Genomic DNA, 25,308 nt, shown 5'->3' with positions numbered 1-25,308 from the left:
GCGGGGGCTTCCGGGGACTTCTCGCCGACTGTGGCCGTCACACCGTCGACACCGAAGGGACGAACGATTCCATGCCCCCTCAGGAGAACAACTTTCGAAGGTGCTCGCGCGAGAAGAACGAACTCGGCTCGTCCATGTGGACGCCGATCTCTCCCGAGAGCGCCCACAGCCCCGCACGTTGGACCGGCTCCGGCAGCGAGTAGGCCCGTCGGATCCAGTGGCCGAACCGGATCTCACGTTCCAGCTCGTCGCGCCACGCCTCCTCGTAGCGCGGGAGCGTCGTGGGGTCCTCGGGGTCGACCACGTCGGCGGCGACGTCGGCCGCGCGCATCCCGTAGAGGATGCCGCCGCCGGTGAACGGCTTCGTCTGGGCGGCGGCGTCGCCGATCAGGAACCCCCGTGTGGCGGTCGTCCGCTCGGGCGGGCCGATGGGGATGGCGCCCGAACAGAAGTGGTCCGTCTCCACGTCGTAGGCGTCCGTGAGCTCGTCGAACAGCTCGTTCACCTCGTGGCCCGGCGGCGCGGCGAGGCCGTACTCGACGCCGGCGTCGCCGCGGGGGATGCGCCAGGCGAAGAAGCGCGGCGCGGTGAGGTGGACCGAGACGTAGTCGCCGCCGTCCGGCTCCTCGTCGAACGCGAGCACCCCGTGGAGCGTCTCGTCCGGCTCCGGGAGGCCGAGCCCCCGGCGGACCCGGGAGACCGGGCCGTCGGCGCCGACGACCATCCGGGCCTCGAAGGTGCGCTCGGCGCCGCCGACGCTGGCGGTGACGGCGACGTGGCCGGCCCGCTCCTCCACGCTCGTGACGGTGTGGCCCTCCCGCACGTCCGCGCCGGCCTCCCGGGCGGCGTCCGCGAGCGTCCGGTCGAGTTCGACGCGGTCGATGACGTTCGACACCTCCTCGCGCTTGTAGAACCGGTAGCCGTCCCCGTCGGGGCCGCCGACGTGGAACTCCGCGCCGTAGACGCGGTTCTGGAACAGGTCCTCCCGCGCCCCCTCGGGAACGTAGTTCCAGACGTCCGTGGAGACGTGGCCCGAGCAGGCGAGGGGCGTCCCGACCTCGCCCTTCTCCAGCGCGAGCACGTCGTATCGCGACTCGGCCGCGCGCCGGGCGAACCGCGCCCCCGCCGGGCCGACGCCGACCACGACGAAATCGTACATACTTCCGGCTGTGCGCGGAGGGAGATATGTCTCGTGGTTCGCGGGACGGGTCCCGGTCCGACGTGCCACCGTCGGTTCGGACCCCGGGTCGTGGCGTGCGGGCGACGCTCCCCTCCGGACGGCGACGCGTCGCGCACCCGCTCCACGCCGTCCGGTCGCCGGCTACGTCATCGACGACGATGGTCCCGTTCCGTGCCTTGAAACCGTGGGAGCGTCCGCCGGGGTGAACCGGGAGCGAGTCGGCCGTAGTCTAGGGAACTACCGCCAGCCCGCGGGCCGTCTGGTCGGCGAAGCGGTCGGGCCAGTCGACGCCGACGGCGTCCCACGAGTCGCCCGCGTCGGCCGTCCGGAACAGCCCGCGGTTCGACAGGGCGTAGAACCTGCCCGGTCGGTCCGAGGGGGACCGTGCGAGCACCGGCCGCGTGACGCCCTTCCCGAGCGGGAGTCCTCGGTCGTCGAGCCGTTCCCAGTCGCCGTCACCCTCGCGGCGGTACACGTACGTCTCGGCGCGCTCGGCCCTGTGGGCCTCGTACGCGCCGCGCGCGGCCGAGACCAGAACGCGATTCGCGCCGTCCTCGGCCGGCTCGTCGACGGCGACGCTCCAGCAGTAGGTCCTGTCGAGCCCCCTCTGGGGGTGTCGCCAGCCGTCGCCCCCGTCGTCGGTCTCGGCGTAGCCGTCGCCGGCGGCGACCCAGGCCCGCCCCGGGGCGTCGGCGTGGGTGACGAGCGAGTGGTTGTCGATCCGGGAGCCCGGCACGCGGTCCTCCCACGTCGCGCCGCCGTCGCGGGTCCGGACGAGCGCCCCCGCCTCGATGGCGACGTACCAGCGGTCGGGGTCCGCGGGGTCGGGTTCGAGCCAGCGGACGTGGTGGGTGTGGGGTCGGGGCGGGAACGACCAGTCGTCGCTCGACGGGAGGTCGACGAGGCCGTCGAGGTGGGTCCACGAATCGCCGCCGTCCGCGGAGCGGTACACCCGCGAGGGCTCCGTGCCGGCCCACACGACCTCCGGGTCGTGCGGGGAGACGGCGGCCGACATCACGGCGTCGTGGGGGAAGTCGTCGACGCGCTCGAAGGACCGTCCCCCGTCGGTCGACCGGCGGAGGCCGGACTCGAAGGTGCCGACGAAGACGCGTTCGGACCGGTCGGGGTGGACGGCGACGCACTCCAGCGACCGGCCGTCGAGGGCCGTCGAGACGGTCGTCCCCGCGTCGGGGTCGGCCGCGAGGAAGCGGTCGCGCATGGCGGCGTAGGCGGTGACCATGCGTGGAACTGTGCGTGACAGTCACAAAAGCCTCGCGTCGACTCGGGGGGAGGTGGTCGGCCGCTCACGGCCGGACCGCGAACCCGTCGGACCGTCGCCGGACGCCGACGACGTACGCGCCGGCGTACACGACCGCGAGAAACGCGAGCCGCACCGCCGGGGCGCCGAGCCCGCCCCCGACAGCGAACCTGTCGAGGAGGAACGCGAGCGGCAGGCCGGCGGTGACCGACAGCGCCACCGCCCAGAAGAACATCGCGCCGAGCGGGCCCACCGACCGGCGACCCAGCCAGTGGAACGCCGCGAGCGGGGCCGCGACGAGCGCGGCGAGCACGAACGCCGGCCCGGTGCCGACGGCGCCGAGCGAGAGCAGTTCGATCACCCCCGCGGCGGGCGCGAGCGCGAGGAGGAACCAGCCGGCGAGGGCGTACGCGAGGTCGCCGAGCCGTCGTGCGGGCATGGACGTGGGACTCGAAACCCGGGGGAAACCGGTTTCGCTCAGTCGTCGGTCGCCGCGGGGGCCTCGGCCTCCTCCTCCCGCGCGGGAAGCCGGCGGTCCGCACGCGGCCCCTCCAGGTCGACGTCGGGGAGGTAGTCGCGCAGGTACCTCCCGGTGTAGGAGCCCTCGGTGCGGGCGACCTCCTCGGGGGTGCCGGTGGCGACGACCTCGCCGCCGCCCTCGCCGCCCTCGGGGCCGAGGTCGAGGACGTTGTCGGCGTTCTTCACCAGGTCGAGTTCGTGCTCGATGACGACGACCGTGTTGCCCTTGTCCGCGAGGCGGTGGAGCACGTCGATGAGCTTCCGCTCGTCCTCCTTGTGGAGGCCGGTCGTCGGCTCGTCGAGGAGGTAGAGCGTGTCGCCCGAGTCCTTCTTGCCGAGCTCCTCGGCGAGCTTGATTCGCTGAGCCTCGCCGCCCGAGAGCGTCGTCGAGGGCTGGCCGAGCCGCATGTAGTCGAGGCCGACGTCCTTCAGGAGGCCGAGCCGGCGGCTGAGCCCCGTGTGGGACTCGAAGAAGTCGTACGCCTCCTCGACGGTCATGTCGAGCACGTCCGCGATGGTGGCGCCCTTGAACGTCACGTCGAGCGTCTCGTCGTTGTACCGCGCGCCGCCGCACTCCTCGCACGGGACGTACACGTCCGAGAGGAAGTTCATCTCGATCTTCACGGTGCCCTGGCCGCCGCACTCCTCGCAGCGGCCGCCCTTGACGTTGAACGAGAACCGGCCCTTCTCGTAGCCGCGCTGGTTTGCGAGCTTCGTGTCCGCGAACAGTTCCCGGACGTAGTCGAACACGTCGGTGTAGGTCGCCGGGTTCGAGCGCGGCGTGCGCCCGATGGGCGACTGGTCGATGAGCCGGACGCCCTCGACGTGCTCGGTCCCCTCGATGGCGTCGTGGTCGCCGGGGTCGACCTCGGTGTTGTCGTTCATCGTCCTGGCGAGCCCCTTGTACAGCACGTCGTGCATCAGGGTGGACTTGCCCGACCCGGAGACGCCGGTGATGGCGGTGAACTGGCCGATCGGGACGTCCACGTCGACGTCCTTGAGGTTGTGCTGGCGCGCGCCCCTGATCGTCAGCGCGGCGTCGCTTCCGCGCCGCTCGTCGGGCACGTCGACGTCCTTGCGGCCGGCCAGATAGTCGCCCGTGATCGACTCCTCGGAGGCGACGATGTCGTCGAAGTCGCCCTGCGCGACGACCTGGCCGCCGTGCTTGCCCGGCCCCGGACCCATGTCGATGATCTCGTCGGCCCGGCGCATCGTCGCCTCGTCGTGCTCGACGACGATGAGCGTGTTCCCGAGATCGCGCAATCCCTCGAGCGTGTTCAGCAGTCGGTCGTTGTCGCGCTGGTGGAGGCCGATCGACGGCTCGTCGAGCACGTACAGCACGCCGACGAGGCCGGAACCGACCTGGGTCGCGAGCCTGATGCGCTGGCTCTCGCCGCCCGAGAGGGTCGAGGCCTCCCGGTCGAGCGTCAGGTACTCCAGCCCGACCTCCTCCATGAAGCCGAGGCGTGCGCGGATCTCCTTCAGGATCTCCTCGGCGATGGTGCGTTCGCGGTCGGTGAGCGTCGACTCCATCCCCTCGAAGTGCGCCAGCGCGTCGCCGATGGACATCCGGTTCACCTCCGCGATGCCGGTTTCGGCGACGTACACCGAGCGGGACTGCGGCTTCAGGCGGGTCCCCTCGCAGGCCGGACACTCGGTGACGGCCATGAACTCCTCGATGTGCTCGCGCGTGCGGTCGGAGTCGGTCTCGACGTGCCGGCGTTCGAGGTTCGGGATGACGCCCTCGAACCGCTGGGTCTTGCGACGGACGCCGTTCCTGGTCTGCTGCTCGAAGGACACCTGTCGGTCGGTGCCGTGGAGGAACTGGCGCTGCACGTCGTCGTCCAGTTCCTCGAACGGCGTGGTCACGCTCACGCCGAAGTGCTCGGCCACGTTGTCGAGGCGGGTCCGGTAGTAGTTCCGGTTGTAGCTCCACGGCTCGAACACGTGCTTGATCGGCTTCGACTCGTCGCGGACGACGAGGTCCTCGTCGACCTCCTTCGTCGAGCCGATGCCCTCGCACTCCGGGCAGGCGCCGTGCGGGGAGTTGAACGAGAACGACCGCGTCTCGATCTCCGAGAAGTCGATGCCGCAGTGGGTACAGGCGAGTTCCTCGGAGAACTCCACGACCAGCCGTTCGGCGGCGTCGCCGGCGAGGTCGCCCGTCGAGCGGGCTTCGGTGCCGAGGTCGACGTCGGCGGGCGGGTCCGGCAGGATCACCTTCAGCACGCCGTCCGCCTCCTCCAGCGCGGTCTCCACGGAGTCGGTGATGCGCGAGCGGTCCTCCTCGCGGACCTTCACGCGGTCGACGACCACGTCGACGGTGTGGTCGTAGTTCTCGTCGAGGTCCGGCGTCTCGGTCGCGAGGTCGTACTCCTCGCCGTCGACCTCGACGCGGGCGTACCCCCCCGAGCGCAGTTCCTCGAACAGGTCCTCGAACGCCCCCTTCTGGTCGCGCACGACGGGGGCGGCGATCTTCGCCCTGGTCCCCTCCGGGAGTTCGAACACGCGGCGGACCATCTGCTGGGCCGACTGCTCGCCGACTTCGCGGCCACACTCCGGGCAGTGCGGCTGGCCGACGCGCGCGTACAGCAGTCGGAGGTAGTCGTGGAGTTCCGTGACGGTCCCCACCGTCGAGCGGGGGTTGTTCGCGGCGTTCTTCTGGTCGATGGAGATGGCCGGGGAGAGCCCCTCCACGCTCTCGACCTGCGGCTTGTCCATCTGCCCGAGGAAGTTCCGCGCGTACGCCGACAGCGACTCGATGTAGCGGCGCTGCCCCTCGGCGTACACCGTCTCGAAGGCGAGCGAGGACTTGCCCGACCCCGACAGTCCGGTGACCACGGTGAACTTCTCCCGCGGGATCGACACGTCGAGGTCCTTCAGGTTGTGTTCCTCCGCGCCCGTGACCTCGATGAAGTCCTTCGCCACTACCGACCACCCCGTCGGAGCACCGCGTCGCGGGTGCTCGACACCCGTTCGGTCATTACGACGATGCAGGGGGTCGAGACACTTAACCGGCGCGTCATGGCTGCCGGAGGGGGTCCGAGTCCGTCGACGCGACGGCGCCCGGGGCGACCCGGGAATCGCGGTCGGGCGGGCCGCGCGGGCGACCACGGTGGGGAGTCGGTCCGGCCACGGCGGGTGCCGACCGGACAGGTGCGTTCGGGGACGACCCGGCCGAGCGGAAAGGTTCTTAACTGTGGGTTGCGTTGGCACGGTTGTCAATGCCAGACACGAAACGTGGGCGCGAGCGTCAGGGCCGCAAGAAGCGCGAGCAACTGGAACGGCAGCTCAACCGGCGCGAGCTCGAGACGATCGACGCCGAGGACGAGCCCGAGTATCCGCCCGCGGAGCTGGAGTCGGAGCTGCTGTCGGCCGCGGAAGCGCTCGACGACTGAGCCGAACGAACGGCTGTTCTTTTCATCCGTCGCCCCGAAGGGTACACCGATGCGGACGCACGCGAACTACGCCACCGTCTACGTCGGCGCCCAGCTCGCGCCGTCGGGTCGGGGACTCGACCTCGACTGGGCACGGGACGCCGGCGACCGGACCGACGAGTTCGAGTTCGAGGTGGCGACCGACGAGCCGCTGGACCCGTTCGTCGGGGTTCAGGCGTTCGACGTCGCCGAGTACGGACACGAGATCCTCGTCAACGGGGACTCCCTCTCGGGGTTCGACATCCCGCCGAACGACGGGTGGCAGTACTGGGCGGACTCGCTCACCGGGACCTCGCTCGTCGAGGGGACGAACACCGTCGCCATCCAGCGTGACACCGACACGACCGACGCGTTCGCGGTCGGAACGGTCCGCATCCACTGGAAGGGGGCAGTCGACGGACGGGACGCGTCCGGCGGATCGGAGCGGGACGCGTCCGGCGCCCCGGGGCGGAACGTGTCCGGCGGACCGGGGCGGGGCGCGTCCGACGAGTAGGGCCCCTCCGGCGGGCGGAACGTCCGACGTGGACCGGCCGTTCAGCGGACGATCCGTCCGGCGAGCGGTCCGTCCGCCGGGTACGGTCCGTCCGCCGGGTCCGCCGCTCCCGCCGTCGTCCGCTCGCACTTAAAGGAGGCGCTCGCTCGTCGTTCGCCGGCCGTCGGCCCGAACGGTGTGGTACAGATTAGCACATAACGCCCCGTCCGAGTCTTCCGCTTTCGCTCGTTCGATCCGATCGGCCCGAGCGCCACGCCGTCGGACGGCAACCAAAGTTTTATATAGAATCACAACCTCATTCGGAGGTGACCATGAGTCAGCGACGAATGCAGGGTCAGCCCATGATCATCATGGGCGAGGACTCCCAGCGGGTGAAGGACAAGGACGCTCAGGAGTACAACATCTCGGCGGCGCGCGCCGTCGCGGAGGCCGTGCGCTCGACGCTCGGCCCGAAGGGCATGGACAAGATGCTCGTCGACTCGATGGGCGACGTCACCATCACGAACGACGGCGTCACCATCCTGACGACGATGGACATCGACAACCCGACCGCCGAGATGATCATCGAGGTCGCCGAGACCCAGGAGGACGAGGCCGGCGACGGGACGACGACCGCCGTCGCCATCGCGGGCGAACTCCTCAAGAACGCCGAGGACCTCATCGAGCAGGAGATCCACCCGACGGCGATCATCAAGGGCTTCCACCTCGCGAGCGAGCAGGCCCGCGCCGAGGTCGACGACATCGCGGAGCACGTCGACCACGACGACGAGGAGCGCATCAAGAAGGTCGCCGAGACGTCGATGACCGGCAAGGGCGCGGAGCTGGAGAAGGAGGTCCTCGCCGACCTCATCTACCGCGCGGTCCAGCAGGTCACCGTCGAGGCGGACGACGGCAGCCACGTCGTCGACCTGGAGAACGTCGAGATCGAGACCCAGACCGGCCGCTCGGCCGGCGAGTCCGAACTCCTACAGGGCGCGGTCGTCGACAAGGACCCCGTCCACGACGACATGCCCACGGGCGTCGAGGACGCGAAGGTGCTCCTGCTGAACGACCCGATCGAGGTCGAGGAGGCCGACGTCGACACCTCCGTCAACATCGAGAACCCGGACCAGCTCCAGCAGTTCCTCGACCAAGAGGAGGAGCAGCTCCGCGCGAAGGTCGAGGCCATCAAGGCGACCGGCGCGAACGTCGTCTTCTGCCAGAAGGGCATCGACGACATGGCCCAGCACTACCTCGCGAAGGAGGGCATCCTCGCGGCCCGACGCGTGAAGAAGTCCGACCTGGGCTTCCTCCAGAACATCCTCGACGCCGCCATCGTCTCCGACGTCGAGTCGGCGACCGCCGACGACCTCGGCCACGGCTCGGTCGCCCGTGACGACGAGGACGAACTGTTCTACGTCGAGGGCGGCGACGAGGCCCACGGCGTCACGCTCCTCCTGCGCGGCTCCACGGACCACGTCGTCGACGAACTCGAGCGCGGCGTTCAGGACGCGCTCGACGTCGTCGCGACCACGGTCTCGGACGGCCGCGTGCTCCCCGGCGGCGGCGCCATCGAGGTCGAACTCGCCTCTCGGCTCCGCGACTACGCCGACTCCGTCGAGGGCCGCGAGCAGCTCGCGGTCGAGGCGTTCGCCGACGCGCTCGAACTCGTCCCGCGCGTGCTCGCCGAGAACGCCGGGCTCGACTCCATCGACACGCTGGTCGACCTCCGCGCGGCCCACGAGGGCGGCGACCCGAACGCCGGCCTGAACGTGTTCTCGGGCGACGTCGTTGACACGTTCGAGGCGGGCGTCGTCGAGCCGGCCCACTCGAAGGAGCAGGCGCTCTCCTCGGCCACCGAGGCGGCGAACCTGGTCCTCAAGATCGACGACATCATCGCAGCCGGCGACCTCTCCACCGAGGGCGACGGCGACGAGGGCGGTGCCCCCGGCGGCGGCATGGGCGGCATGGGCGGCATGGGTGGCATGGGCGGCGCGATGTAAGCGTCGACCGAGACACGCCACCCACACCGACCGCCGACTCCGTCGCACCGTCTCCCGAACGCTCGAACCTTCTTTCGCGGCCCGCGAGTCCGACAGCGATGCTGCCCAGGGAGCGTAGTAGTCGGAAGGGGTCGGACCGTGACCGTCGAAGCGGATGGCCGACGGCGACCGGAACCGGTCGACCGATAGCAACTGGAATCGGTCGAACGACGGGAATGGAACGGTCGGACGGGCGCGGTCGGAAGATCCGGTCTGCGGTCAGTTCAGCGAGCCGCCGTCAACGGTCGCCTCACGCCTCGGCGCCGTCGTCGGCGTCGGCGTTCGCGTCACCCTCGTCGCCGTTCCCCCCGCCCGCGATGCCCGGGACGGCCTCGCCGAGCGAGCCGGTCAGGTCGCCGTCGAGGAACGAGTCGATCGCGTCGTGGACGCCCGAGATGAAGTCGGGCACCGGTCCGGGGAGGTCGCTCGGCGGCCCCCGTGCCCCGTCGCCGTTCCCGGCGTCGTCCGTGCCGTTTCCGGATCCGTTACCGGGTGCGGCCGCGGCGGCCGCGCCGGCGGTCACGAGCAGTGCTGCGAGCGCGACTGCGACGAACTTCTTCGGTGTCATGCTACACCCGCCGCTTCCGACCGGAGGGTAATGGGGGGTGGAGACGCCGTACCGGAATTCGGACGGATTCGGCGCCCGGTCAGCCCGATTAAGGCGAGTTAATCGCCGGACTCGGGTGGAGTCCGTGCGGACGTAGTCCCGGTGGGCGGGCCGGCCGAACCGGGACCCGTGCGCGGTCACGACGGTCAGGACGAGGGCTCGACGGCCGTCACGGCGGGGGCGGCTCCGCGTCCCACGCGTCGCCCGCTCGGTCGCGGGCGCTATCGGAGGGTTCTAATCCCGCCGCGCAAATTTTGCGCGCATGGAGACGCTGCTGCTCAACGGCGCCGAGGTCCACGAGAACGCCGAGATGGCGGAGCTCGTGCCGGCCATCGAGGAGGCGTTCGCCGCCTACGAGCGCGGGGACGCCCAGATGCCGCCCAAGTCCTACATCGACCTCCCGCAGTACAACGGGGACTTCCGATCGATGCCGGCCTACCTCGACGCGGGCGACTGGGACGCCGCGGGCGTGAAGTGGGTGAACGTCCACACCGACAACGAGGAGGAGTACGACCTCCCGACGGTGATGGGAACGATGATCTACTCGGACCCCAGCAACGCGTTCCCGCTCGCCATCCTCGACGGGACCGAACTGACGATGAAGCGCACGGGCGCGGCCGCCGCCGTCGCCACCGACCACCTCGCGATTGCGGACGCCACCTCGCTCGGCATCGTCGGCGCCGGCGCCCAGGCGTACACGCAACTGGAGGCCATCGCCACGGTTCGGGACGTCGAGACGGTCGTCGTCTCCGACCTCGACGAGGAGCGCGTCGCCCGGTTCGTCGACGCCTTCGAGGGTCGGTTCGACGTGCGCGCGGGCTCCATCGCCGAGGCGGCATCCTGTGACGTGCTCTCGACGGTGACGCCCGTCGAGGACCCCATCGTCCCCCGCGACGCGGTGGGCGAGCACACCCACGTCAACGCGATGGGCGCCGACGCGGAGGGGAAACACGAACTCGCGGACGACCTGCTGCTCGACGCCAAACTGGTCATCGACGACCACGCACAGACGACCCACTCGGGCGAGATCAACGTCCCGTACACGGCGGGCGTTCTCGGCGACGACGACATCTACGGCGCGCTCGGCGAGATCGTCGTCGGGGAGAAGGCGGGCCGGACCGACTCGGACGGCGTCACGGTGTTCGACTCGACCGGGCTGGCGATCCAGGACGTCGCGGCCGCCCACGTCGTCTACGAGCACGCGAACGAGCGGGACAACGGCTACCCGTTCGACCTGCTCGGCCTGGCGGACTGAGCGTTCGAGCCGATCCGTGGTCGGCGTTCGGCGAGGGGCCCCCGCCCCCGGCGGGCAAACGGCGACGCTACTCCCCGCTGGGGGTGACTGCCTCCAGCACCTTCCCGACGAACCAGACGATGACGATGAACGGCAGCAGCGGGATGAGGATGAGCACGAGGCCGAGGAGGATCCCCCACCCGATCGCGTTCATCTCGACGTCCTCGCGGCCCCGGTAGCCCGGCGTCACCGTCCGGTAGGTCCGCTTCAGCACGCCGGGCTCGTCGGACTCGGCGGACTCGCTCATGCCCCTCTAGTGGGGTTACTCGGCGAAAAAGGCTCCGTGGGGTTCGTCGTCGAGGGCGTCCGCGGCTGCCGACTGGCTGGTTCGGTCGGTCGTCGTGACAGGGTCGATCGTCGTGACGGAGTCCTCGAAAGCCCCTGCGGCTGTCGGCTCGGTGGTCGGGCCGGTCGTCGCGCCAGAGTTCCCGAAAGCCCCCGCGGCTGTCGGCGCTGGCGGACCCGACAAGCACCGCAGACGAGTGAAGCGAGTCGAGGAGCGCAGGCACGGTCTCCCGAGCCGACAGCCGCGGCCCCTTTCAGTCCCGCCCGACCGCACCGCACCTCGTCCTCCCCAGCCTCCTGCGATGCTCGCGTTCGTTCCCTCCGGTCACTCCCGCTGTGCTTCTCGTCCCTCGCACGCGTTGCTCGCGCGCGCCACCGCGGTCGGTCGATCACCTCGTGACCTGGTAGGACGGGCGTCGGTCCGTCGACCGCCCGGCGGCCTCGTCGAAACCCACCCGCTCCGCGCGGGGACGCCGCCGAATCCCTCCAGTTCGATGGAAAGGGATATGGGCCGAAGCCGACGACGTGATGCCAAGAGAATGTCCGAGGAGGGATACGACCACGCCGCGGTCGAGCGACGCTGGCAGGCGGCGTGGGACGACGCCGACGCGTACCGGACGCCGGACGAGGCCGAGGACCCCACCTACGTCCTGGGGATGTACCCGTACCCGTCAGGACAGCTCCACATGGGCCACGTCCGGAACTACACCATCACGGACGCGTACGCCCGCTACCGCCGGATGCGCGGCGACGAGGTGCTCCACCCGATGGGGTGGGACGCGTTCGGCCTGCCCGCCGAGAACGCCGCCAAGGAGCGCGACACGAACCCCCGCGACTGGACGTTCGAGTGCATCGACACGATGCGGGGCCAGATGGAGTCGATGGGGTTCGGCTACGACTGGGACCGCGAGGTCACCACCTGCACGCCCGAGTACTACCGCTGGAACCAGTGGCTGTTCCGCGAGTTCCACGACGAGGGCCTCGTCGAGCGCGAGGCCGCGGAGGTCAACTGGTGTCCCAACTGTGAGACGGTGCTGGCCGACGAACAGGTCGAGGGCGAGGCCGAACTGTGCTGGCGCTGTGGCACCCCCGTAGAGCAGCGCGAACTGGAGCAGTGGTTCCTGAAGATCACCGAGTACGCCGACGAACTGCTCGCGGACATCGACGACCTGGAGGGCTGGCCCGACAGCGTCCGGCAGATGCAGCGCAACTGGATCGGCCGGCAGGAGGGCTCGCGCGTCTCGTTCACGATCGGCGAGGCGCGAAGCGCCTCGGACGGACGCGGGGAGCGGAGCGAGCCGCGGGTGTACGGCCCCGTCGAGGCGTTCACGACCCGCCTGGACACGATCTTCGGCGCGACGTTCTTCGCGCTGGCGCCCGACCACCCCATCTCGGAGGAGCTGGTCGCACAGGACGACGACGTCCGCCGGTTCGTCGAGGAGGAGGCCGACCCCGAGGGCGACGAACCGAACGGAGTCCGGACCGACCTGACCGCCACGAACCCCGCGACCGGCCAGGAGGTCCCGGTGTTCGTCGCGGACTTCGTCCTCTCGGACGTCGGGACGGGGGCGCTGATGGGAGTCCCCGGCCACGACGACCGCGACCACGCGTTCGCCTCGAAGATGGGCGTCGACATCGTCCCGGTCGTCGCGCCCGAACCGGACGAGCCCGGCCGGGACGACGCGGAAGGGGACGACGAGGAGCCCCCGGAACCAGACGTGAGCGAGGCCGCCTTCACCGACGACGGCGTCCTGGTGAACAGCGGCGAGTACGGGGGCCTGTCCTCCGCCGAGGCGCGTGAGCGGCTGACCGCCGACATCGAGTCGGCCGAGTTCCACACCCAGTACCGCCTGCGCGACTGGGGCATCTCCCGGCAGCGCTACTGGGGGACGCCCATCCCGGTCGTCCACTGCGAGGACTGCGGCCCGGTGCTGGTGCCCGAGGACGACCTGCCGATCGAACTGCCCGAGTTCGTCAACACGACCGGGAACCCGCTGGACGCCGCCGAGGAGTGGAAGCACGTCGACTGCCCGGAGTGTGGCGGCCCGGCGGTCCGCGAGACGGACACGATGGACACGTTCGTCGACTCCTCGTGGTACTTCCTGCGCTACGTCTCACCGGACCTGGAGACGGCGCCGTTCGACGTCGACCGGGCGAACGACTGGATGCCCGTCGACCAGTACGTCGGCGGCATCGAGCACGCCGTGATGCACCTGCTGTACTCGCGGTTCGTCACGAAGGTCGTCGCGGATCTGGACATGCTGGAGCACCGCGAGCCGTTCACGAACCTGCTCGCCCAGGGGATGGTCCAGCTCGAGGGCGAGAAGATGTCGAAGTCGAAGGGCAACGTCGTCTCGCCCCAGCGCATCGTCGAGGAGTACGGCGCCGACACCGCCCGGCTGTTCATGATGCAGGCCGCCCAGCCCGAGCGCGACTTCGACTGGTCCGAGGAGGGCGTCCGCTCCACGTACCGCTTCCTGACCCGGCTGGCCGAACTGGTCGACTGGTTCGTCGACGAGGTGGACGGCTCGGGCGGCGCGGCGACCGCCGACGATGCGGCCGCCGCCTACGTCCGCAGCGAGGCCGACGCGACCGTCGCGGTCGCCACCGACGAGTACGACGACCTGACGTTCAACACCGCCCTGCGCGAGACGCAAGGGCTGGTTCGCACGCTCCGGACCTACCGCGAGTACGCCGACGAACGGGACGGGGACGTCCACCCCTGGACCGTCCGGAACGGGCTGGAGACGGCCGTCCGGCTGCTGGCCCCGGTCGCCCCCCACATCGCCGAGGAACTGTACGACGAACTCGGCGGCGACGGCTTCGTCCTCGAGGCCGAGTGGCCCGAACCGGCGGGTGACGCCTCGGCCGCGGACGAGCGCCGGCGCCTGGTCGAGAACACCCGTGAGGACGTCCGACAGATCGTCGACGTGGCGGGCATCGAGGACCCCGAGCGAATCGACGTGGTCGTCGCGCCCGAGTGGAAGCACCGCGCGCTCGAACTGGCGATGGAGAGCGACGCCCCGAACCTCATCTCGGAGCTGATGGGGGTCGAGGAGATCCGCGAGCAGGGCGACGCGGCCGCGTCCTACGGGCAGGACCTGCAGGCGGAGCGCGAGGCGTTGCGTCCGGCGCTGGCGCCCGAGCGCGAGCACGAGGCGCTGGAGGAGGCCGCCTGGCTCGTCGAGCGCGAGTTCGACGCCCCGGTCCGCGTCCTGCGTGCGGAGGACGCCGCCGACGACGTGGCCCGGAAGGCCGAACCCGGCCGTCCGGCCATCGACATCGCGGAGTGACGGGTCGGCGGGTGGGCGGGAACGGTACGAAAAACCGAGAACGGAACCTCTCGGGACCCGTGGGCGGGGTCCCACGGGGCCGACCGGGCTCAGTCGGGGGCGACCGCGCTCAGTTCACGTCGATGTGGTGGTCCTCGCCCTCGTCGTCGGCGTGGACCTTGGGGAGGGTGACGGTGAGCACGCCGTTCGTGTAGGTCGCGCTCGCCTCGTCCTCGCGCACCTCGTCGGGGAGGCGGATGCGCCGGCGGACGGACTCCGAGCGGCGCTCGCGGCGGACCCAGGCGCCCTCCTCGCCCTCCTGGTCCTGCTCCGTGGAGTCCGCCGATCGGTCGGCGCTGATGGTGAGCACGTCACCGCGGACCGTCAGGTCGATGTCGTCGCGGTCGAACCCCGGGAGGTCGGCGACCACGACGAGTTCGTCGTGGTACTCGGCGAGGTCGACGTCGGGGCCGTCCCCGCGCGCCATCGCGTCGAAGCCGCCCCAGGTCTCGTCGAACTGGCGGGACATCCGGTCGAACATTCGGTTCACGTCGTCGAAGGGGGTCATGCGAGTCATCGTCGTTTCACCGATGGGTTAGAGGATCTCCGAGATATTAACCGTAGCTGTACGGTTGATAGCCGATCGCACGGTTTCCCCGACGATAGTGAAAAACACTGGCAGTGGCGTCGCCGTCGAGTGCCGGATCCGGCGTTCGGAAGCTACTCCACGTCGATGTGGGTCCCGTCGGTCTCGTCGGGCGACGCCTTGGGGAGGGTGACGGTGAGCACGCCGTTCCTGTACTCGGCGTCCGCCTCGCGTTCGAGCACGTCGGCCGGGAGGCGAATCCTCCGGGTCGTGCTCCGTCGACTACGCTCGCGGCGGTGGTACCGTCGGCCGTCGCCCTCCTCGTTCTCCTCCTCGCTCTCCTCGCGGTCGGCCGAGAGCGTGAGATCCCGATCGGCGACGTTCACGTCGATCTCGTCGGAGCTGAACCCGGGGAGGTCCGCGACCACGACGACCGCGTCGTCGGTCTCGGAGACGTCGACGTCGACGGTGCCGCCGAACTCGCCCTCGAGCTGCTGCCCGAGCTGCTCGAGCTCCCGATTCATCCGGTCGAACACGCTCTCGATGTCGTCGAAGGGGCTCCTGGGTGGCATACACGTATCTGGAGCGCGATTCCTCTTGAATCTTGTCGCCAGTTACGGGACGGATTCCGCGACCCCGTCCTCACCGGACCAACGTTCGAACCGGATGACGAACCAGGCGCCCCGTGACGTGAGGTTCGCGGCGTGCCGGAACGCGATCGTGCGATCCGACGGTGCGCCGGCGGCGCGGGGGTCGCCTGCTCGCCAACCACCGGACAGCCGTCGCTTCGCTTCGGGGTGACCGGCTCACTCGACGACGTGCTGGGTGTCGTACGAGCCGAGGACCTTGACCCACCCGTTCGCCGCCAGCTCCTCCACGTCGGCGAGCGCCGCCTCGGTGCGCGGCTCGTAGAGTCCCGCCTCGAAGTCGACGTGAAAGAGGTAATCGCCGAGCCTGTTGCCGCTGGGTCGCGACTCGATGCGGGTGAGGTTGATGTCACGGTCGGCGAACGCCTCCAGCAGTTCCAGCAGCAGCCCGGGGTAGTTCGTGCCCGGGTACACCACCACCGACGTCTTCCCGCCGCCGTCCGAGCGCTCCGATTCGGGCGCGACGACGAGGAACCTGGTCGCGTTCGACGACTGGTCCTGGATGTCCTCCGCGAGCACCCGCAGGGTCCGTCCCTCCCCCTCGGGTTCGGCGGTCGCCGGGTGGCCGATGCCCGCCACCGACGGGTCCTCGCGCGCCCGTTCGACGCCGCGCGCGGTCGAGGCGACCGCCTCCTGGTCGACGTCGGGGTACTCCCGCTCCAGGTAGTCGCGACACTGGGCGAGTGCCTGCGAGTGGGACGCGACCACGGAGAACTCCTCCGACTGGGCGAGCAGCCCGTGCCGGATCGGGGTGACGACCTCGCGGACGACCGCGACGTCCGACTCGGCGAGCGCGTCGAGGCTCTCGGAGACGCTCCCCTCGATGCTGTTCTCGATCGGGACGACGCCCCGTTCGGCCTCCCCGTCGGCGACCGCTTCGACGATGGCCGTGACCGACTCGCGGAAGCTCACGCCGTCGGCGACGGCCCGGGCGGCACGGTGGGAGTAGGTCCCGGCCGGCCCGAGAGTGACTGCCTGCATGCCCACCGCTCTGCCCGGACCGCGGATAAGCGCCCCGGTGTGACAGCCCGCCGTCAGCTACTGCTCCGCGCAGTAGTCGACGAAGTTGCGGAGGATGCGGAGCCCGGTTTCGCCGCTCTTCTCGGGGTGGAACTGCGTGCCGAAGACGTTCCCCGCCTCGTTCGCAACGACGGCCGGGAACCGGCTGCCGTACTCGCAGGACGCAACCACGGCGTCCGGGGTATCGGGTTCCGCGTAGTAGGAGTGGACGAAGTAGGCGTACTCCCCGTCGACGCCGCCGACGACCGGGTGGTCGCGCTCGAGCCGGAGATCGTTCCAGCCCATGTGGGGCACCGTCTCGACGTCCCGGAAGCGGACGTTCGTCCCGGGGATCAGGTCGAGCCCCTCCACGTCGCCCTGGCCCGCACGCTCGGCCTCCTCGCTCGTGGTGAGGAGCATCTGCATCCCGAGGCAGATGCCGAACAGCGGGCGGCCCGCCTCGGCGTGTTCGACCAGCGCGTCGCGGTAGGGCCCGGCGTTCTCCATCCCCTCCCGGAAGGCGCCCACCCCGGGGAGGACGACCCCGTCGGCGGCCGCGAACGTCCCCGGGTCCTCGGAGATCGTCACGTCGGCGCCGGCTCGCTCCAGCCCGCGCGTGGCGCTCCGGAGGTTCCCCAGCCCGTAGTCCACGAGCACGATGTCGGCTCGACCACTCATGAGGGGGCGTACTCGGCGGGCGGATAAGTAGTCGTTCCTCGCGGCACGGCTTCGGCGGCCGAACGTCCCGTCACGGACACGTTCAGAACCGGTCCCGTAGCTCCGTCCCGAGGTCGTCGACGTCGAGGTCCTTCATCGCGAGCAGCACCAGGAGGTGATAGACCAGGTCGGCGCTCTCGTGGAGCAGCTCCTCGTCGTCGTCGTCCTTCGCCGCGAGGATGGCCTCCGTGGTCTCCTCGCCCAGCTTCTCGAGCACCTCGTTTTCCCCCTTCTCGTGGGTGAACAGCGAGGCCGTGTACGACCCATCCGGGAGTTCCTCCCCGCGCGACTCGATGGTCGCGAACAGTTCCGCGAGGACGGCGTCGATCTCGGAGCCGTCGTCGGTCTCCGCCCCGACCCGTTCGGACGCGTCGCTCATTCGGCCACCTCGACGTTCGCGTCGGCCCCGGCGTGCTCCTGCGCGAAGAACGCCAGGTCGTGGATGCGGGCGTCGTCGGTGAGTTCGGGGTGGAACGAGGTGCCGACGACCGGCCCCTGCTTCACCGCGACCGGGTCGCCGTTCCATTCGGCCAGCACCTCGACGTGCCCGCCGCTCACGCCCTCCGCGTTCGCGTTCGAGGCGCGGAGCGCCTCGCCGTCGATGACGGGCGCGCGGATGAACACCGCCGGGAACGGCTCCTCGAGTCCGGTCACGTCGAGGGGTGCCTCGAAGGAGTCGGCCTGCCGGCCGAACGCGTTGCGGTCGACGGTCACGTCCAGCAGGTCGAGGGTGTCGACGCGCTCGTCCCTCGCGTCGCGCGAGGCGACGATCAGCCCCGCGCAGGTCGCGAGCACCGGCTTCCCGTCGCGGACGTGCCGTTTCAGTTCCTCGTCGATGCCCTCCTCGCGGAGCAGCCGAGAGATGGTGGTCGATTCACCCCCCGGCAGGAGGAGCACGTCGCAGTCCGGGACGGCCCCCGCCTCACGGATCTCGACGATCTCGGCGTCGATCCCGTGGCTCGCGGCGGCGCGTCGAACCGCGTCGGCGTGCTCGGAGACGTCTCCCTGGACGGCGATGACGCCGGCTCTCATGGTAGCAGGTCGGCGCGAGACCGGGGAAAAGGTGTCGTTGTGCGGGCCCGACCGGCGAGTCGGGACGCGAGTCAGTACGCGAAGTTGAGGAGGATGATCATGACGCCGAAGAGGACGCCGAAGGCGACGACCGTCTTCGGGTCGATACGGATGGCGTTGCGGTCCTCGGCGTCGAAGTAGCGGACGAGCCCCGCGCTGGACATGAGCCCGCCGCTGTTCTGTCCGCTGCTCATGTCCGGAGCGACGCGGGTGTCTTGCCTAAGCCTTTCGACTCGTCGGGCCGCCGCCCCGCTCGCCGCTCGGGACGGCAATCGGTGAACCTGGCGAGGTGAGTAACCCTTATGCGCCGGCCGGCGCAATCCTCGGCCGTAAATGACCGTCCGACTGAAGGATTTCCACGCGGACTGGTGTGGCCCGTGCAAGACGCAGGACCCGATCCTGGAGGAACTGCTGGAGGACTACCCCGACGTGAGTTTCGAGAAGGTCGACGTGGAGGAGGAGCAGGAGATCGCCAACCAGTACCAGGTCCGTTCGCTGCCCACGGTCGTGGTCGAGAACGACGACGGCGTCGTCGAGCGGTTCGTCGGCGTCACCCAGCGCGAGGACATCGAGGAGGCGCTGGCGTCCGCGGGCGCCTGATTCGCTCGGGGATTCGGGTTCGCCGTTTTCGTCGGTGTCGGTTCGGTCAGCGCCGCGGCTACCGCAGTGACGATCGCGTCCCCCTCTTCCCGCCCGGCCGGCTTTCCGGCCGAACGAAGGGGGAAGCCCGACTACCGCTCGCAGACGCCGTCGGTAGTCCAGCGGGGCGTTCGCCGGCCGACGGTCGGAGGGATGCGGCGGGCGCACGGCGAGCGACCGAGCGTCGCGAGGGAGCGAGGCCGCGCCCGCCGGGGAGGGGCGGGGAGCCACCGCGATGGCTGGCCGACCGTCCCCGGGGCGGGACTTTCGTGCCGGACTGCACCCTCGAGGAACGGCTGGTCCACGGCCAAGCAAGTCGATTCTCGCGAAACCGTACCGAGGAGCTTCGACTCGGAACCGTTAACACGGGTCCGCCCACTCCACTCTACCATGGCGAGTTTCGACGCGGCCGAACGCCGCACCCTGAACAAGATGATCTGTATGCGGTGTAACGCCCGTAACTCGGAACGTGCCGACCGCTGCCGAAAGTGCGGCTACTCCCGACTCCGGCCCAAGGCGAAGGAACCCCGGACCGCATAACGCCGCCCGATCAGCTTCTCGGCCGATCTCCCGCGTGGCGGTCGGCCACCCGATCAGTTCTCAGGGACGAGCCACCGCGTCGTCGGTCGAACGGGACCCGATCCCCTCGACTCACCCCTCGGGGTACTTCGGCTCCCGTCGCTCGGCCCGCGAGAGCGCGCGGTCGATCACGTCCCGCACCGACTCGTCGTCGCTCGCGTGGAACTGGTCGCCGTGGCCCGGGTACATCGAGGTGACCGTGTCGGGCAGGTGCTCGAGGAGGTCGTACAGGCTCTCGACGAGCCGCTCGCGCGACTGGCCCGGCATGTCCGTCCGGCCGAACGAGCCGTCCTCGAAGGCGGCGTCGTTGTAGACGACCACGTCGCCCGAGAACAGCGCCGACTGGCCGACGAACGAGAGGTGATCGCCCGCGTGGCCCGGCGTGTACACGGCCTCGAACGTCTCGTCGCCGAGGTCGACCTCGTCGTCGGGTTCGAGCGCGTGGTCGCGGCGGGGGTGATCGGCGTAGGCGTACAGCTCCGGGTCGAAGGCGTCGAGCACGGCGTCGAGTTCCCCGACGTGGTCGTGGTGCTGGTGGGTGAGCACGAGGCGGTCCAGTTCGTCGGTGTGCTCCCGGAGCACGTCCACGACGCCCGGCATCGTCCCCGCGTCCACGAGCGCGGGGACCTCCCCGTCGAGGAAGTACGCGTTGCAGGTGAACTCCTCCGCGTCCGCGGTCACGTTCACGACGTCCATACCCGGCCCTGGGGCCCGCGGGTGAAAAACACCCCCGGAAGGCGTGGGAACGACTCCGGAAGACGTGGGTACGCCGGCTCCCGCGGCGGTTGCCAGCGTCCGGCCTCAGTTCAGAAAACGCCAGCGAGAGCCCGTATATCGCGCGTTCGGGGCGGTTTCGGCCGGCTCGACCACGGGATTTTTCCCTCCGTACCCCTTATTCGTACCCGTATGGGTTTCGGAAGCTACGACGAGTCCGAACAGGAGAACCAGGACGTCGACGCGGACCTCGACGACGAGACGGTTTCGACCGGCGAGGCGGACCACGAGGGAAGCGTCGAGTTCGAGATCGGCGCGTCGAACGACGAACTCCTCGACAGGCTCTCGGACATAAAGGACGACTGACGTGAAGTCCGGCGCGCGGACGCTCGGAATCGCGGTCTCTACACCCCCCGGGGTCGCATCGACGGCCGCGACCGAGGACGCCGCGTCCGGCATCGTCGCCGGGGCGCTCGTCCGCGCGGACCGCGTCTTCGACGGGCTCTCGTTTTCGACCTGCACCGTCGGGGGCACCGACTACACCGACGCCGTCCTCGACTGCGTCGGGACGCTCGGCCGCGAGGACGTCCAGTACCTCCTCACGGCGGGCGTCGCGCCGGCGTGGTTCAACGTTCTCGACCTCCATCGGGTCCACGAGGCGGTCGAGCGTCCCGTGCTCTCGGTCTCCTTCGAGGCGAGTCCCGGGCTCGCCTCGGCGCTCGGCGAGCAGTTCTCGGGCGCGGCGCTCGAGGAACGGCTCGGGACGTACGAACGACAGCCGGATCGCGTCCGGGTCGACGGGACGGACACCTGGGTCCGCGCCGTCGGCGTCGACGACGACGAGGCGACGGCGGTCGTCCGCGCGCTCACCCCCGACGGGGAGCGTCGACCGGAGCCGCTCCGCGTCGCACGCATCGCGGCGCGGGCCGGGCGCTCGTTCCGCGGCCCCGACGCCGACGGCGCGGACGGGGTCGACGACGACCGGGAGACCTAATTCCCCGCCGACCCGCGTTCCCCCCATGGAGCTCGACGACGACCTCTGCGTGAACGAGTGTACGCGCTGTCCGGCGCTCGTCGAGTCGCGCTCTCGGATCGTCAACGGCGGCGGCCCGACGGACGCGGACCTCGTGTTCGTCGGCGAGGCGCCGGGCGCGACCGAGGACGAACTCGGCGAACCGTTCGTCGGCCGCTCGGGGACCGTGCTCGACGACGCCCTCCGGGACGCCGGGCTCACCCGTGCGGACGTCCGAATCACGAACTGCATCCGCTGTCGGCCCCCCGAGAACCGCGACCCGCACGTCGAGGAACTGGCGAACTGCAAGGGGTACCTCGCCGAGGAACTCGACCGACTCGACCCCGAACTGGTCGTCACGCTCGGGAAGGTTCCATCGGAGCACTTGCTGGACCGGTCGGTCGCAGTGACCTCAGAGGCGGGGGAGGTGTTCGACGCCCGCGTCGGCGGGACGGCGATCAGGCTGCTGGTGTCGGTTCACCCGGCGGCGACGCTGTACGACCGGAGCCAGGAGGAGACGTTCGAATCAACGATCCTGCGGGCGGCCGAGTTGGCCGGCGTCGGGGAGTCCGGCGGCGGGCAGTCGCGGCTGGGCGAGTACTGAGCCCCCGGGGACCGAACCCGGAACGGGGGCGCCGGTGCACTGCCCGGAGGAGTTCCGCCGTAGCGTTCTTCACCGTGACGTTCGGTAATCCGGTGCTGGCCCATGACCGAGTACGAACTCCACGAACCCGAGTATTCGGGGACGACGGCGGAGGGGTGGGACGCCCCGCAGGCAGAGGACTTCGATACCGACGACCTCTCGGAGATCGACGACCGCTTCCTGCTCTCGTCGTCCGGGTTTCCCCCGGACGACTTCACCGACCTCAAACTGCCGGTCGTCGGCCCCGACGGGAACCTCAACGAGAACGCCCTCCAGGCCGCACACGGCGGGGCTCACAGCGTCGAGGCCGTCGACGACCTCGACGACGACACCGAGGGGAACGTGAAAGACCTCTTGGAGGAACTCTCCCGGGAGGAGTTCGACGCGGATATCGGTGGCTGAGACCGCGGGTCGCGGGCCGGCCGCCGGGCGAACGGCCCGTGCGGCCACGGCGTCGAGGTGTCACCTTTCAAAGTCGAGTGACGTGGACTGCAGAGCGCGCTACTGGATGTTGCGCTCGGAGAAACGGGAACCGCGGACGCCGGACGGCCTACTTCCCGCCGCGGTCGCCGCGCGAGACGGACGGCCGGGTCTTCTCGGCGCCCTTGCCGCGGTTGTTGAGGCCGCGGTTCTTCGTGCCGGCGTTCGTCAGCCCGCGGAACGCGCGGCCCTTCTGGGAGTCGTCGCAGATCCAGTTCAGGTCGTCGTCCGACTGGATGGCCGGGTGCTCTGGGTCGACGAGGATCGCCTCGAACCACTTCCGGGAGCCGTCCTGGCCCACCGGGTAGGAGGCGAGCACGCGGAGGTTCGGGTACTTCCGCGAGACGCGTTCCTCGCCGATGCGCTGGATGGACTTCCGGCGGCCGATGCGGTTGACGCCCTGCCGCTTCGAGCGGCGGCCGGCCTTGTGGCGGCGCTTGCGCGCCCCGCCCTTGCGGACCGAGACGCGGGTCACGACGATGCCCTGCTTGGCCTTGTAGCCGAGTTCGCGCGCCTTGTCCAGGCGCGTCGGGCGGTCGACGCGGACGATGGCGGGTTCGCGCCGCCACTCCTGTTTCCGCTGCCACTGCAGTTCCGCCAGCTTTCCGTCGTCCTGGTCCTTCCAGGCCTCCTTGATGTGGGAGTAGAAGCTTCGTGCCATGGGTGTTCTGCGGGCGCTTGCGATTCAGGCGTGCGCGGCCGACGGCCGCGGAACCCACATTTCGTCCCGGCGAACCGGGTGCCCGCTGGCGGCCCACCTGCCAGCGAGTTGGCGGTAGTACCGCGGGGTCGCTGTTAAGGACTTCGAAGCGCCGTCGGCTCAGGGCTCGTCCGGACGGTTCGTGGCGGACGGGGCGCCCCGCTCGCCGGGCGGACGCGGCGGCTCGACGACCCCCAGGGCCGGCAGCAGGGCGATCCACCCGGCGAAGGCGAGGACGACGCCGGCGGCCGCGTAGTAGCCGTGCGAGCAGCAGTAGTGGCCGCCGCCGAGCGCGCGGAGCACCTCCCGGCCGCCGTACGCGAGCGCGAGGGTTCCGGCGGTCGCCGCGCCGGCCCGGCCGAGCACACCGGGCCGACGACTCACGAGCGCGGGCGAGAGGAGGGCGGCGAGGAGGAACAGCGCCGCGAGGGACTCGTTCATGCGTCCGGACACGTCCGACTGCGGGAAAACTGTTGAGGAAACCCGTTACTGCTCCGCCTCGCCGAACGTCCGCACGGACTCGAACTCGCCGCCGGCAATAGCGTCGGCGACGGCGTCCGCGTCGACCTCGGGCGTCTCCCGCGGGTACTTCCGGCGGAAGTAGCCGATCAGGTTCGCCACGTCGCGCGCGAGCAGTTCGTCGGCGTTCTCGTGGTCGGTCCCGACCGACTGGGGCCAGTCGAACACGACGACGCCGTCCTCGCTCACGGCGACGTTGTACTCGCTCATGTCGGCGTGGACGTAGCCGACCCGGTGGGCGGCCGCGACCTCGCGGAGGACCAGATCGAGGACGCCGACCACCTGTTCCGACCGGAGCTTCGCGTCCGCGAGCTCCGGCCCCGGGAGCTTCTCCATCACGATGGCGTGGCGGTTGTGATCGACGGGGCGGGGAACCGAGACGTCGGGGTAGAGGTCCTCCAGCGCGCCGTACTCGCGCTCGGCGGCCTTCCGGGCGGTGTACTGCCAGGAGACGTGCTGGCGGTCTGCGGTGTAGTCGCGTCCCTTGCTCACCTCGCGGAAGTTGGTGTACCCCTCGCGGTGGAACTTCAGCGCGAACGGCCGGTACGACTCCACCTCGTACACGTCCGACTCCTTGCCGACGCCGAGGGGGGCGCCCACGCCGAGGACGGTGTCCCGCTCGGCGAACGTGTGCAGCGCGAGCGCGTCGTACCCCCGGAAGGTGAGCTGGTACCCCTCGTACTGGATCGTCTTGCGCCGGATCAGCCCGCGGTCGGAACACCGGTCGACCCGGTACTCGACCTCCTCGTCGGTGAGGTTCGCGTACTCGGGGAGCTTCTCGCGGTTCACCCACTCGGAGAAGCGCATCCCCTGCTCGACGCCCGAGAGGAGGTAGAAGTCCTCGGGTTCGAGTTCGGCCATCACCCCCGCGACGTTCTCGACCATGTGTTACACGAGGCGTGGGACGCGGTAAAAGCGGTCGGTCACGAAAGCATCAGTTATCGAATCTAGTGCTTGGTCGACATCTGATGGATGTCGAGATTGTATCTGTTTGGGGAGTAACTGGACGAAACTTAAACCAACGGACATACAATCGTGCCTCAATGCCGGTCAGTGGCCTATTCAAATCCGAGATAGAGAAGGCCCAGGCACAACTCGATTCCATATTTGGCGATGAGACGTTATTGTCCTTCAGGGACGATTTGTGCGAGATATATGTTAATCACCGAGACGAGAGTGACGCGACGGAGTGGGGAGAAACGAGCATGGATGAGAATGGGAAGACAGGGTCTTGACGAAACTCGACGTCAATATGTAACGTTCGGCACTCACCTTGACTTGCTAAACCTCTCAGATGCTGCGCTTTCTGCTGCTCTCGGACTGATCGTTAATTGGGTCGCCAGAACTCTCGGAGTTCCATCGATTCCATCAATTATCCTCTCGTTTGGAGTGACTCTGTTCATCTATTCGTTAAACACTGGCCTGGTATTCGCAAAAGCCCTTGTAACTGAGAGTGCGTATCCGTTCTGGAGGATACGCACTCGGGTACCTCCAACAGAACTCCGGTTCCGGGCCGGATGGAACGAGGGAGTGATTCAATCAAGTGCAACCATGATGGGTGTCATTCTCTATGGGGCAATCACACGTCCGGACCCCCGAGGTTACGACCTTGGCCTGCGGGTCATTGAATGGTGGA

General features: G+C 69.7%; 29 protein-coding genes and 1 pseudogene. 12 read left to right on the top strand and 18 right to left on the bottom strand.

Features of this window, described 5'->3' with window-relative positions; genetic code table 11:
- Positions 1-79: 79 nt before the first annotated feature.
- The 4 genes from HUG12_RS19585 to uvrA all read right to left on the bottom strand — a co-directional run bounded on the left by HUG12_RS19585 (position 80) and on the right by uvrA (position 5,885).
- Positions 80-1,159: a geranylgeranyl reductase family protein gene (locus HUG12_RS19585; RefSeq protein ID WP_179270388.1), complete on the bottom strand. Its 1,080-nt coding sequence runs from the start codon at positions 1,157-1,159 to the stop codon at positions 80-82.
- Between the two features lie 250 nt (positions 1,160-1,409).
- A complete protein-coding gene (locus HUG12_RS19580) occupies positions 1,410-2,420 on the bottom strand; it encodes a WD40/YVTN/BNR-like repeat-containing protein (protein ID WP_179270387.1) in 1,011 nt (336 codons plus the stop codon).
- A gap of 64 nt (positions 2,421-2,484) precedes the next feature.
- The gene (locus HUG12_RS19575; RefSeq protein ID WP_179270386.1) at positions 2,485-2,877 is read right to left on the bottom strand and encodes a hypothetical protein; all 393 of its coding nucleotides are present in this window, start codon (positions 2,875-2,877) and stop codon (positions 2,485-2,487) included.
- A gap of 38 nt (positions 2,878-2,915) precedes the next feature.
- Positions 2,916-5,885 (bottom strand): excinuclease ABC subunit UvrA, encoded by a 2,970-nt coding sequence (gene uvrA / locus HUG12_RS19570; RefSeq protein WP_179270385.1) that lies wholly within the window; start codon positions 5,883-5,885, stop codon positions 2,916-2,918.
- Positions 5,886-6,181: 296 nt separating this feature from the next.
- Between uvrA and HUG12_RS19565 the strand changes: the two genes are divergently transcribed.
- The 3 genes and pseudogenes from HUG12_RS19565 to thsB all read left to right on the top strand — a co-directional run bounded on the left by HUG12_RS19565 (position 6,182) and on the right by thsB (position 8,869).
- Positions 6,182-6,355, top strand: a complete 174-nt coding sequence (locus tag HUG12_RS19565) for a hypothetical protein (RefSeq protein ID WP_179270384.1) — start codon at positions 6,182-6,184, stop codon at positions 6,353-6,355.
- A 49-nt stretch (positions 6,356-6,404) separates the two neighbouring features.
- A pseudogene (locus HUG12_RS19560) lies at positions 6,405-6,791 on the top strand (DUF7383 domain-containing protein); the annotation flags it as partial.
- A 407-nt stretch (positions 6,792-7,198) separates the two neighbouring features.
- Complete coding sequence (gene thsB, locus HUG12_RS19555) at positions 7,199-8,869, top strand: thermosome subunit beta (protein WP_179270383.1); 1,671 nt, start codon at positions 7,199-7,201, stop codon at positions 8,867-8,869.
- 289 nt (positions 8,870-9,158) lie between these two features.
- Here thsB and HUG12_RS19550 read toward each other — a convergent pair whose 3' ends face one another.
- Positions 9,159-9,476: a hypothetical protein gene (locus tag HUG12_RS19550; protein WP_246308097.1), complete on the bottom strand. Its 318-nt coding sequence runs from the start codon at positions 9,474-9,476 to the stop codon at positions 9,159-9,161.
- Between the two features lie 301 nt (positions 9,477-9,777).
- On the opposite strand from HUG12_RS19550, the gene HUG12_RS19545 reads away from it, so the two are divergent.
- Positions 9,778-10,770 carry an ornithine cyclodeaminase family protein gene (locus HUG12_RS19545; RefSeq protein WP_179270382.1) on the top strand — a complete coding sequence of 331 codons (993 nt, stop codon included), beginning with the start codon at positions 9,778-9,780 and terminating at the stop codon, positions 10,768-10,770.
- Between the two features lie 67 nt (positions 10,771-10,837).
- On the opposite strand, the gene HUG12_RS19540 is transcribed toward HUG12_RS19545, so the two are convergent.
- Complete coding sequence (locus HUG12_RS19540) at positions 10,838-11,056, bottom strand: DUF7535 family protein (protein WP_179270381.1); 219 nt, start codon at positions 11,054-11,056, stop codon at positions 10,838-10,840.
- Positions 11,057-11,633: 577 nt separating this feature from the next.
- Here HUG12_RS19540 and leuS point away from each other — a divergent pair.
- Entirely contained in the window at positions 11,634-14,387 is a 2,754-nt protein-coding gene (gene leuS / locus HUG12_RS19535; protein ID WP_179270380.1) for a leucine--tRNA ligase, read from the top strand.
- 109 nt (positions 14,388-14,496) lie between these two features.
- Here leuS and hsp14 read toward each other — a convergent pair whose 3' ends face one another.
- From hsp14 to HUG12_RS19500, 7 genes are all read right to left on the bottom strand, one after another.
- A complete protein-coding gene (gene hsp14, locus HUG12_RS19530) occupies positions 14,497-14,934 on the bottom strand; it encodes an archaeal heat shock protein Hsp14 (RefSeq protein WP_246308096.1) in 438 nt (145 codons plus the stop codon).
- A gap of 152 nt (positions 14,935-15,086) precedes the next feature.
- Positions 15,087-15,524 (bottom strand): Hsp20/alpha crystallin family protein, encoded by a 438-nt coding sequence (locus HUG12_RS19525; protein WP_179270378.1) that lies wholly within the window; start codon positions 15,522-15,524, stop codon positions 15,087-15,089.
- A 234-nt stretch (positions 15,525-15,758) separates the two neighbouring features.
- A complete protein-coding gene (gene pheA, locus HUG12_RS19520; RefSeq protein ID WP_179270377.1) occupies positions 15,759-16,580 on the bottom strand; it encodes a prephenate dehydratase in 822 nt (273 codons plus the stop codon).
- A gap of 57 nt (positions 16,581-16,637) precedes the next feature.
- A complete protein-coding gene (gene hisH, locus HUG12_RS19515) occupies positions 16,638-17,276 on the bottom strand; it encodes an imidazole glycerol phosphate synthase subunit HisH (protein WP_179270376.1) in 639 nt (212 codons plus the stop codon).
- An 82-nt stretch (positions 17,277-17,358) separates the two neighbouring features.
- Complete coding sequence (gene hisE, locus HUG12_RS19510; RefSeq protein WP_179270375.1) at positions 17,359-17,694, bottom strand: phosphoribosyl-ATP diphosphatase; 336 nt, start codon at positions 17,692-17,694, stop codon at positions 17,359-17,361.
- Positions 17,691-18,347 (bottom strand): pyridoxal 5'-phosphate synthase glutaminase subunit PdxT, encoded by a 657-nt coding sequence (gene pdxT, locus HUG12_RS19505; protein WP_179270374.1) that lies wholly within the window; start codon positions 18,345-18,347, stop codon positions 17,691-17,693. The genes hisE and pdxT overlap by 4 nt, the downstream gene beginning before the upstream one ends.
- A gap of 71 nt (positions 18,348-18,418) precedes the next feature.
- A complete protein-coding gene (locus HUG12_RS19500; RefSeq protein ID WP_179270373.1) occupies positions 18,419-18,580 on the bottom strand; it encodes a preprotein translocase subunit Sec61beta in 162 nt (53 codons plus the stop codon).
- Between the two features lie 139 nt (positions 18,581-18,719).
- On the opposite strand from HUG12_RS19500, the gene HUG12_RS19495 reads away from it, so the two are divergent.
- A complete protein-coding gene (locus HUG12_RS19495) occupies positions 18,720-18,986 on the top strand; it encodes a thioredoxin family protein (RefSeq protein ID WP_179270372.1) in 267 nt (88 codons plus the stop codon).
- 429 nt (positions 18,987-19,415) lie between these two features.
- Positions 19,416-19,565 (top strand): 50S ribosomal protein L40e, encoded by a 150-nt coding sequence (locus HUG12_RS19490; protein WP_179270371.1) that lies wholly within the window; start codon positions 19,416-19,418, stop codon positions 19,563-19,565.
- Between the two features lie 111 nt (positions 19,566-19,676).
- On the opposite strand, the gene HUG12_RS19485 is transcribed toward HUG12_RS19490, so the two are convergent.
- Positions 19,677-20,300: an MBL fold metallo-hydrolase gene (locus HUG12_RS19485; protein ID WP_179270370.1), complete on the bottom strand. Its 624-nt coding sequence runs from the start codon at positions 20,298-20,300 to the stop codon at positions 19,677-19,679.
- A gap of 210 nt (positions 20,301-20,510) precedes the next feature.
- Between HUG12_RS19485 and HUG12_RS19480 the strand changes: the two genes are divergently transcribed.
- The 4 genes from HUG12_RS19480 (at position 20,511) to HUG12_RS19465 (ending at position 22,375) form a co-directional block, all read left to right on the top strand.
- A complete protein-coding gene (locus HUG12_RS19480; RefSeq protein ID WP_179270369.1) occupies positions 20,511-20,684 on the top strand; it encodes a DUF5786 family protein in 174 nt (57 codons plus the stop codon).
- A 1-nt stretch (position 20,685) separates the two neighbouring features.
- Positions 20,686-21,312, top strand: coding sequence for an endonuclease dU (locus tag HUG12_RS19475; protein WP_179270368.1), 627 nt, complete (start codon positions 20,686-20,688; stop codon positions 21,310-21,312).
- A gap of 25 nt (positions 21,313-21,337) precedes the next feature.
- Complete coding sequence (locus HUG12_RS19470; RefSeq protein ID WP_179270367.1) at positions 21,338-21,934, top strand: uracil-DNA glycosylase; 597 nt, start codon at positions 21,338-21,340, stop codon at positions 21,932-21,934.
- Between the two features lie 102 nt (positions 21,935-22,036).
- Complete coding sequence (locus HUG12_RS19465; protein ID WP_179270366.1) at positions 22,037-22,375, top strand: hypothetical protein; 339 nt, start codon at positions 22,037-22,039, stop codon at positions 22,373-22,375.
- Between the two features lie 148 nt (positions 22,376-22,523).
- Here HUG12_RS19465 and HUG12_RS19460 read toward each other — a convergent pair whose 3' ends face one another.
- The 3 genes from HUG12_RS19460 to HUG12_RS19450 all read right to left on the bottom strand — a co-directional run bounded on the left by HUG12_RS19460 (position 22,524) and on the right by HUG12_RS19450 (position 24,557).
- A complete protein-coding gene (locus tag HUG12_RS19460) occupies positions 22,524-23,114 on the bottom strand; it encodes a 50S ribosomal protein L15e (protein WP_179270365.1) in 591 nt (196 codons plus the stop codon).
- Between the two features lie 159 nt (positions 23,115-23,273).
- Complete coding sequence (locus tag HUG12_RS19455; protein WP_179270364.1) at positions 23,274-23,594, bottom strand: hypothetical protein; 321 nt, start codon at positions 23,592-23,594, stop codon at positions 23,274-23,276.
- Between the two features lie 45 nt (positions 23,595-23,639).
- A complete protein-coding gene (locus HUG12_RS19450; protein WP_179270363.1) occupies positions 23,640-24,557 on the bottom strand; it encodes a serine/threonine-protein kinase RIO2 in 918 nt (305 codons plus the stop codon).
- 158 nt (positions 24,558-24,715) lie between these two features.
- Between HUG12_RS19450 and HUG12_RS19445 the strand changes: the two genes are divergently transcribed.
- Complete coding sequence (locus HUG12_RS19445) at positions 24,716-24,907, top strand: hypothetical protein (protein ID WP_179270362.1); 192 nt, start codon at positions 24,716-24,718, stop codon at positions 24,905-24,907.
- A gap of 33 nt (positions 24,908-24,940) precedes the next feature.
- On the opposite strand, the gene HUG12_RS21930 is transcribed toward HUG12_RS19445, so the two are convergent.
- Complete coding sequence (locus tag HUG12_RS21930) at positions 24,941-25,075, bottom strand: hypothetical protein (RefSeq protein WP_281362318.1); 135 nt, start codon at positions 25,073-25,075, stop codon at positions 24,941-24,943.
- Positions 25,076-25,308 lie beyond the last annotated feature (233 nt).

This window comes from Halorarum salinum (genome assembly GCF_013402875.1).
GTDB lineage: Archaea > Halobacteriota > Halobacteria > Halobacteriales > Haloferacaceae > Halorarum > Halorarum salinum.
This window is presented reverse-complemented; position numbering and strand designations above follow the sequence as displayed.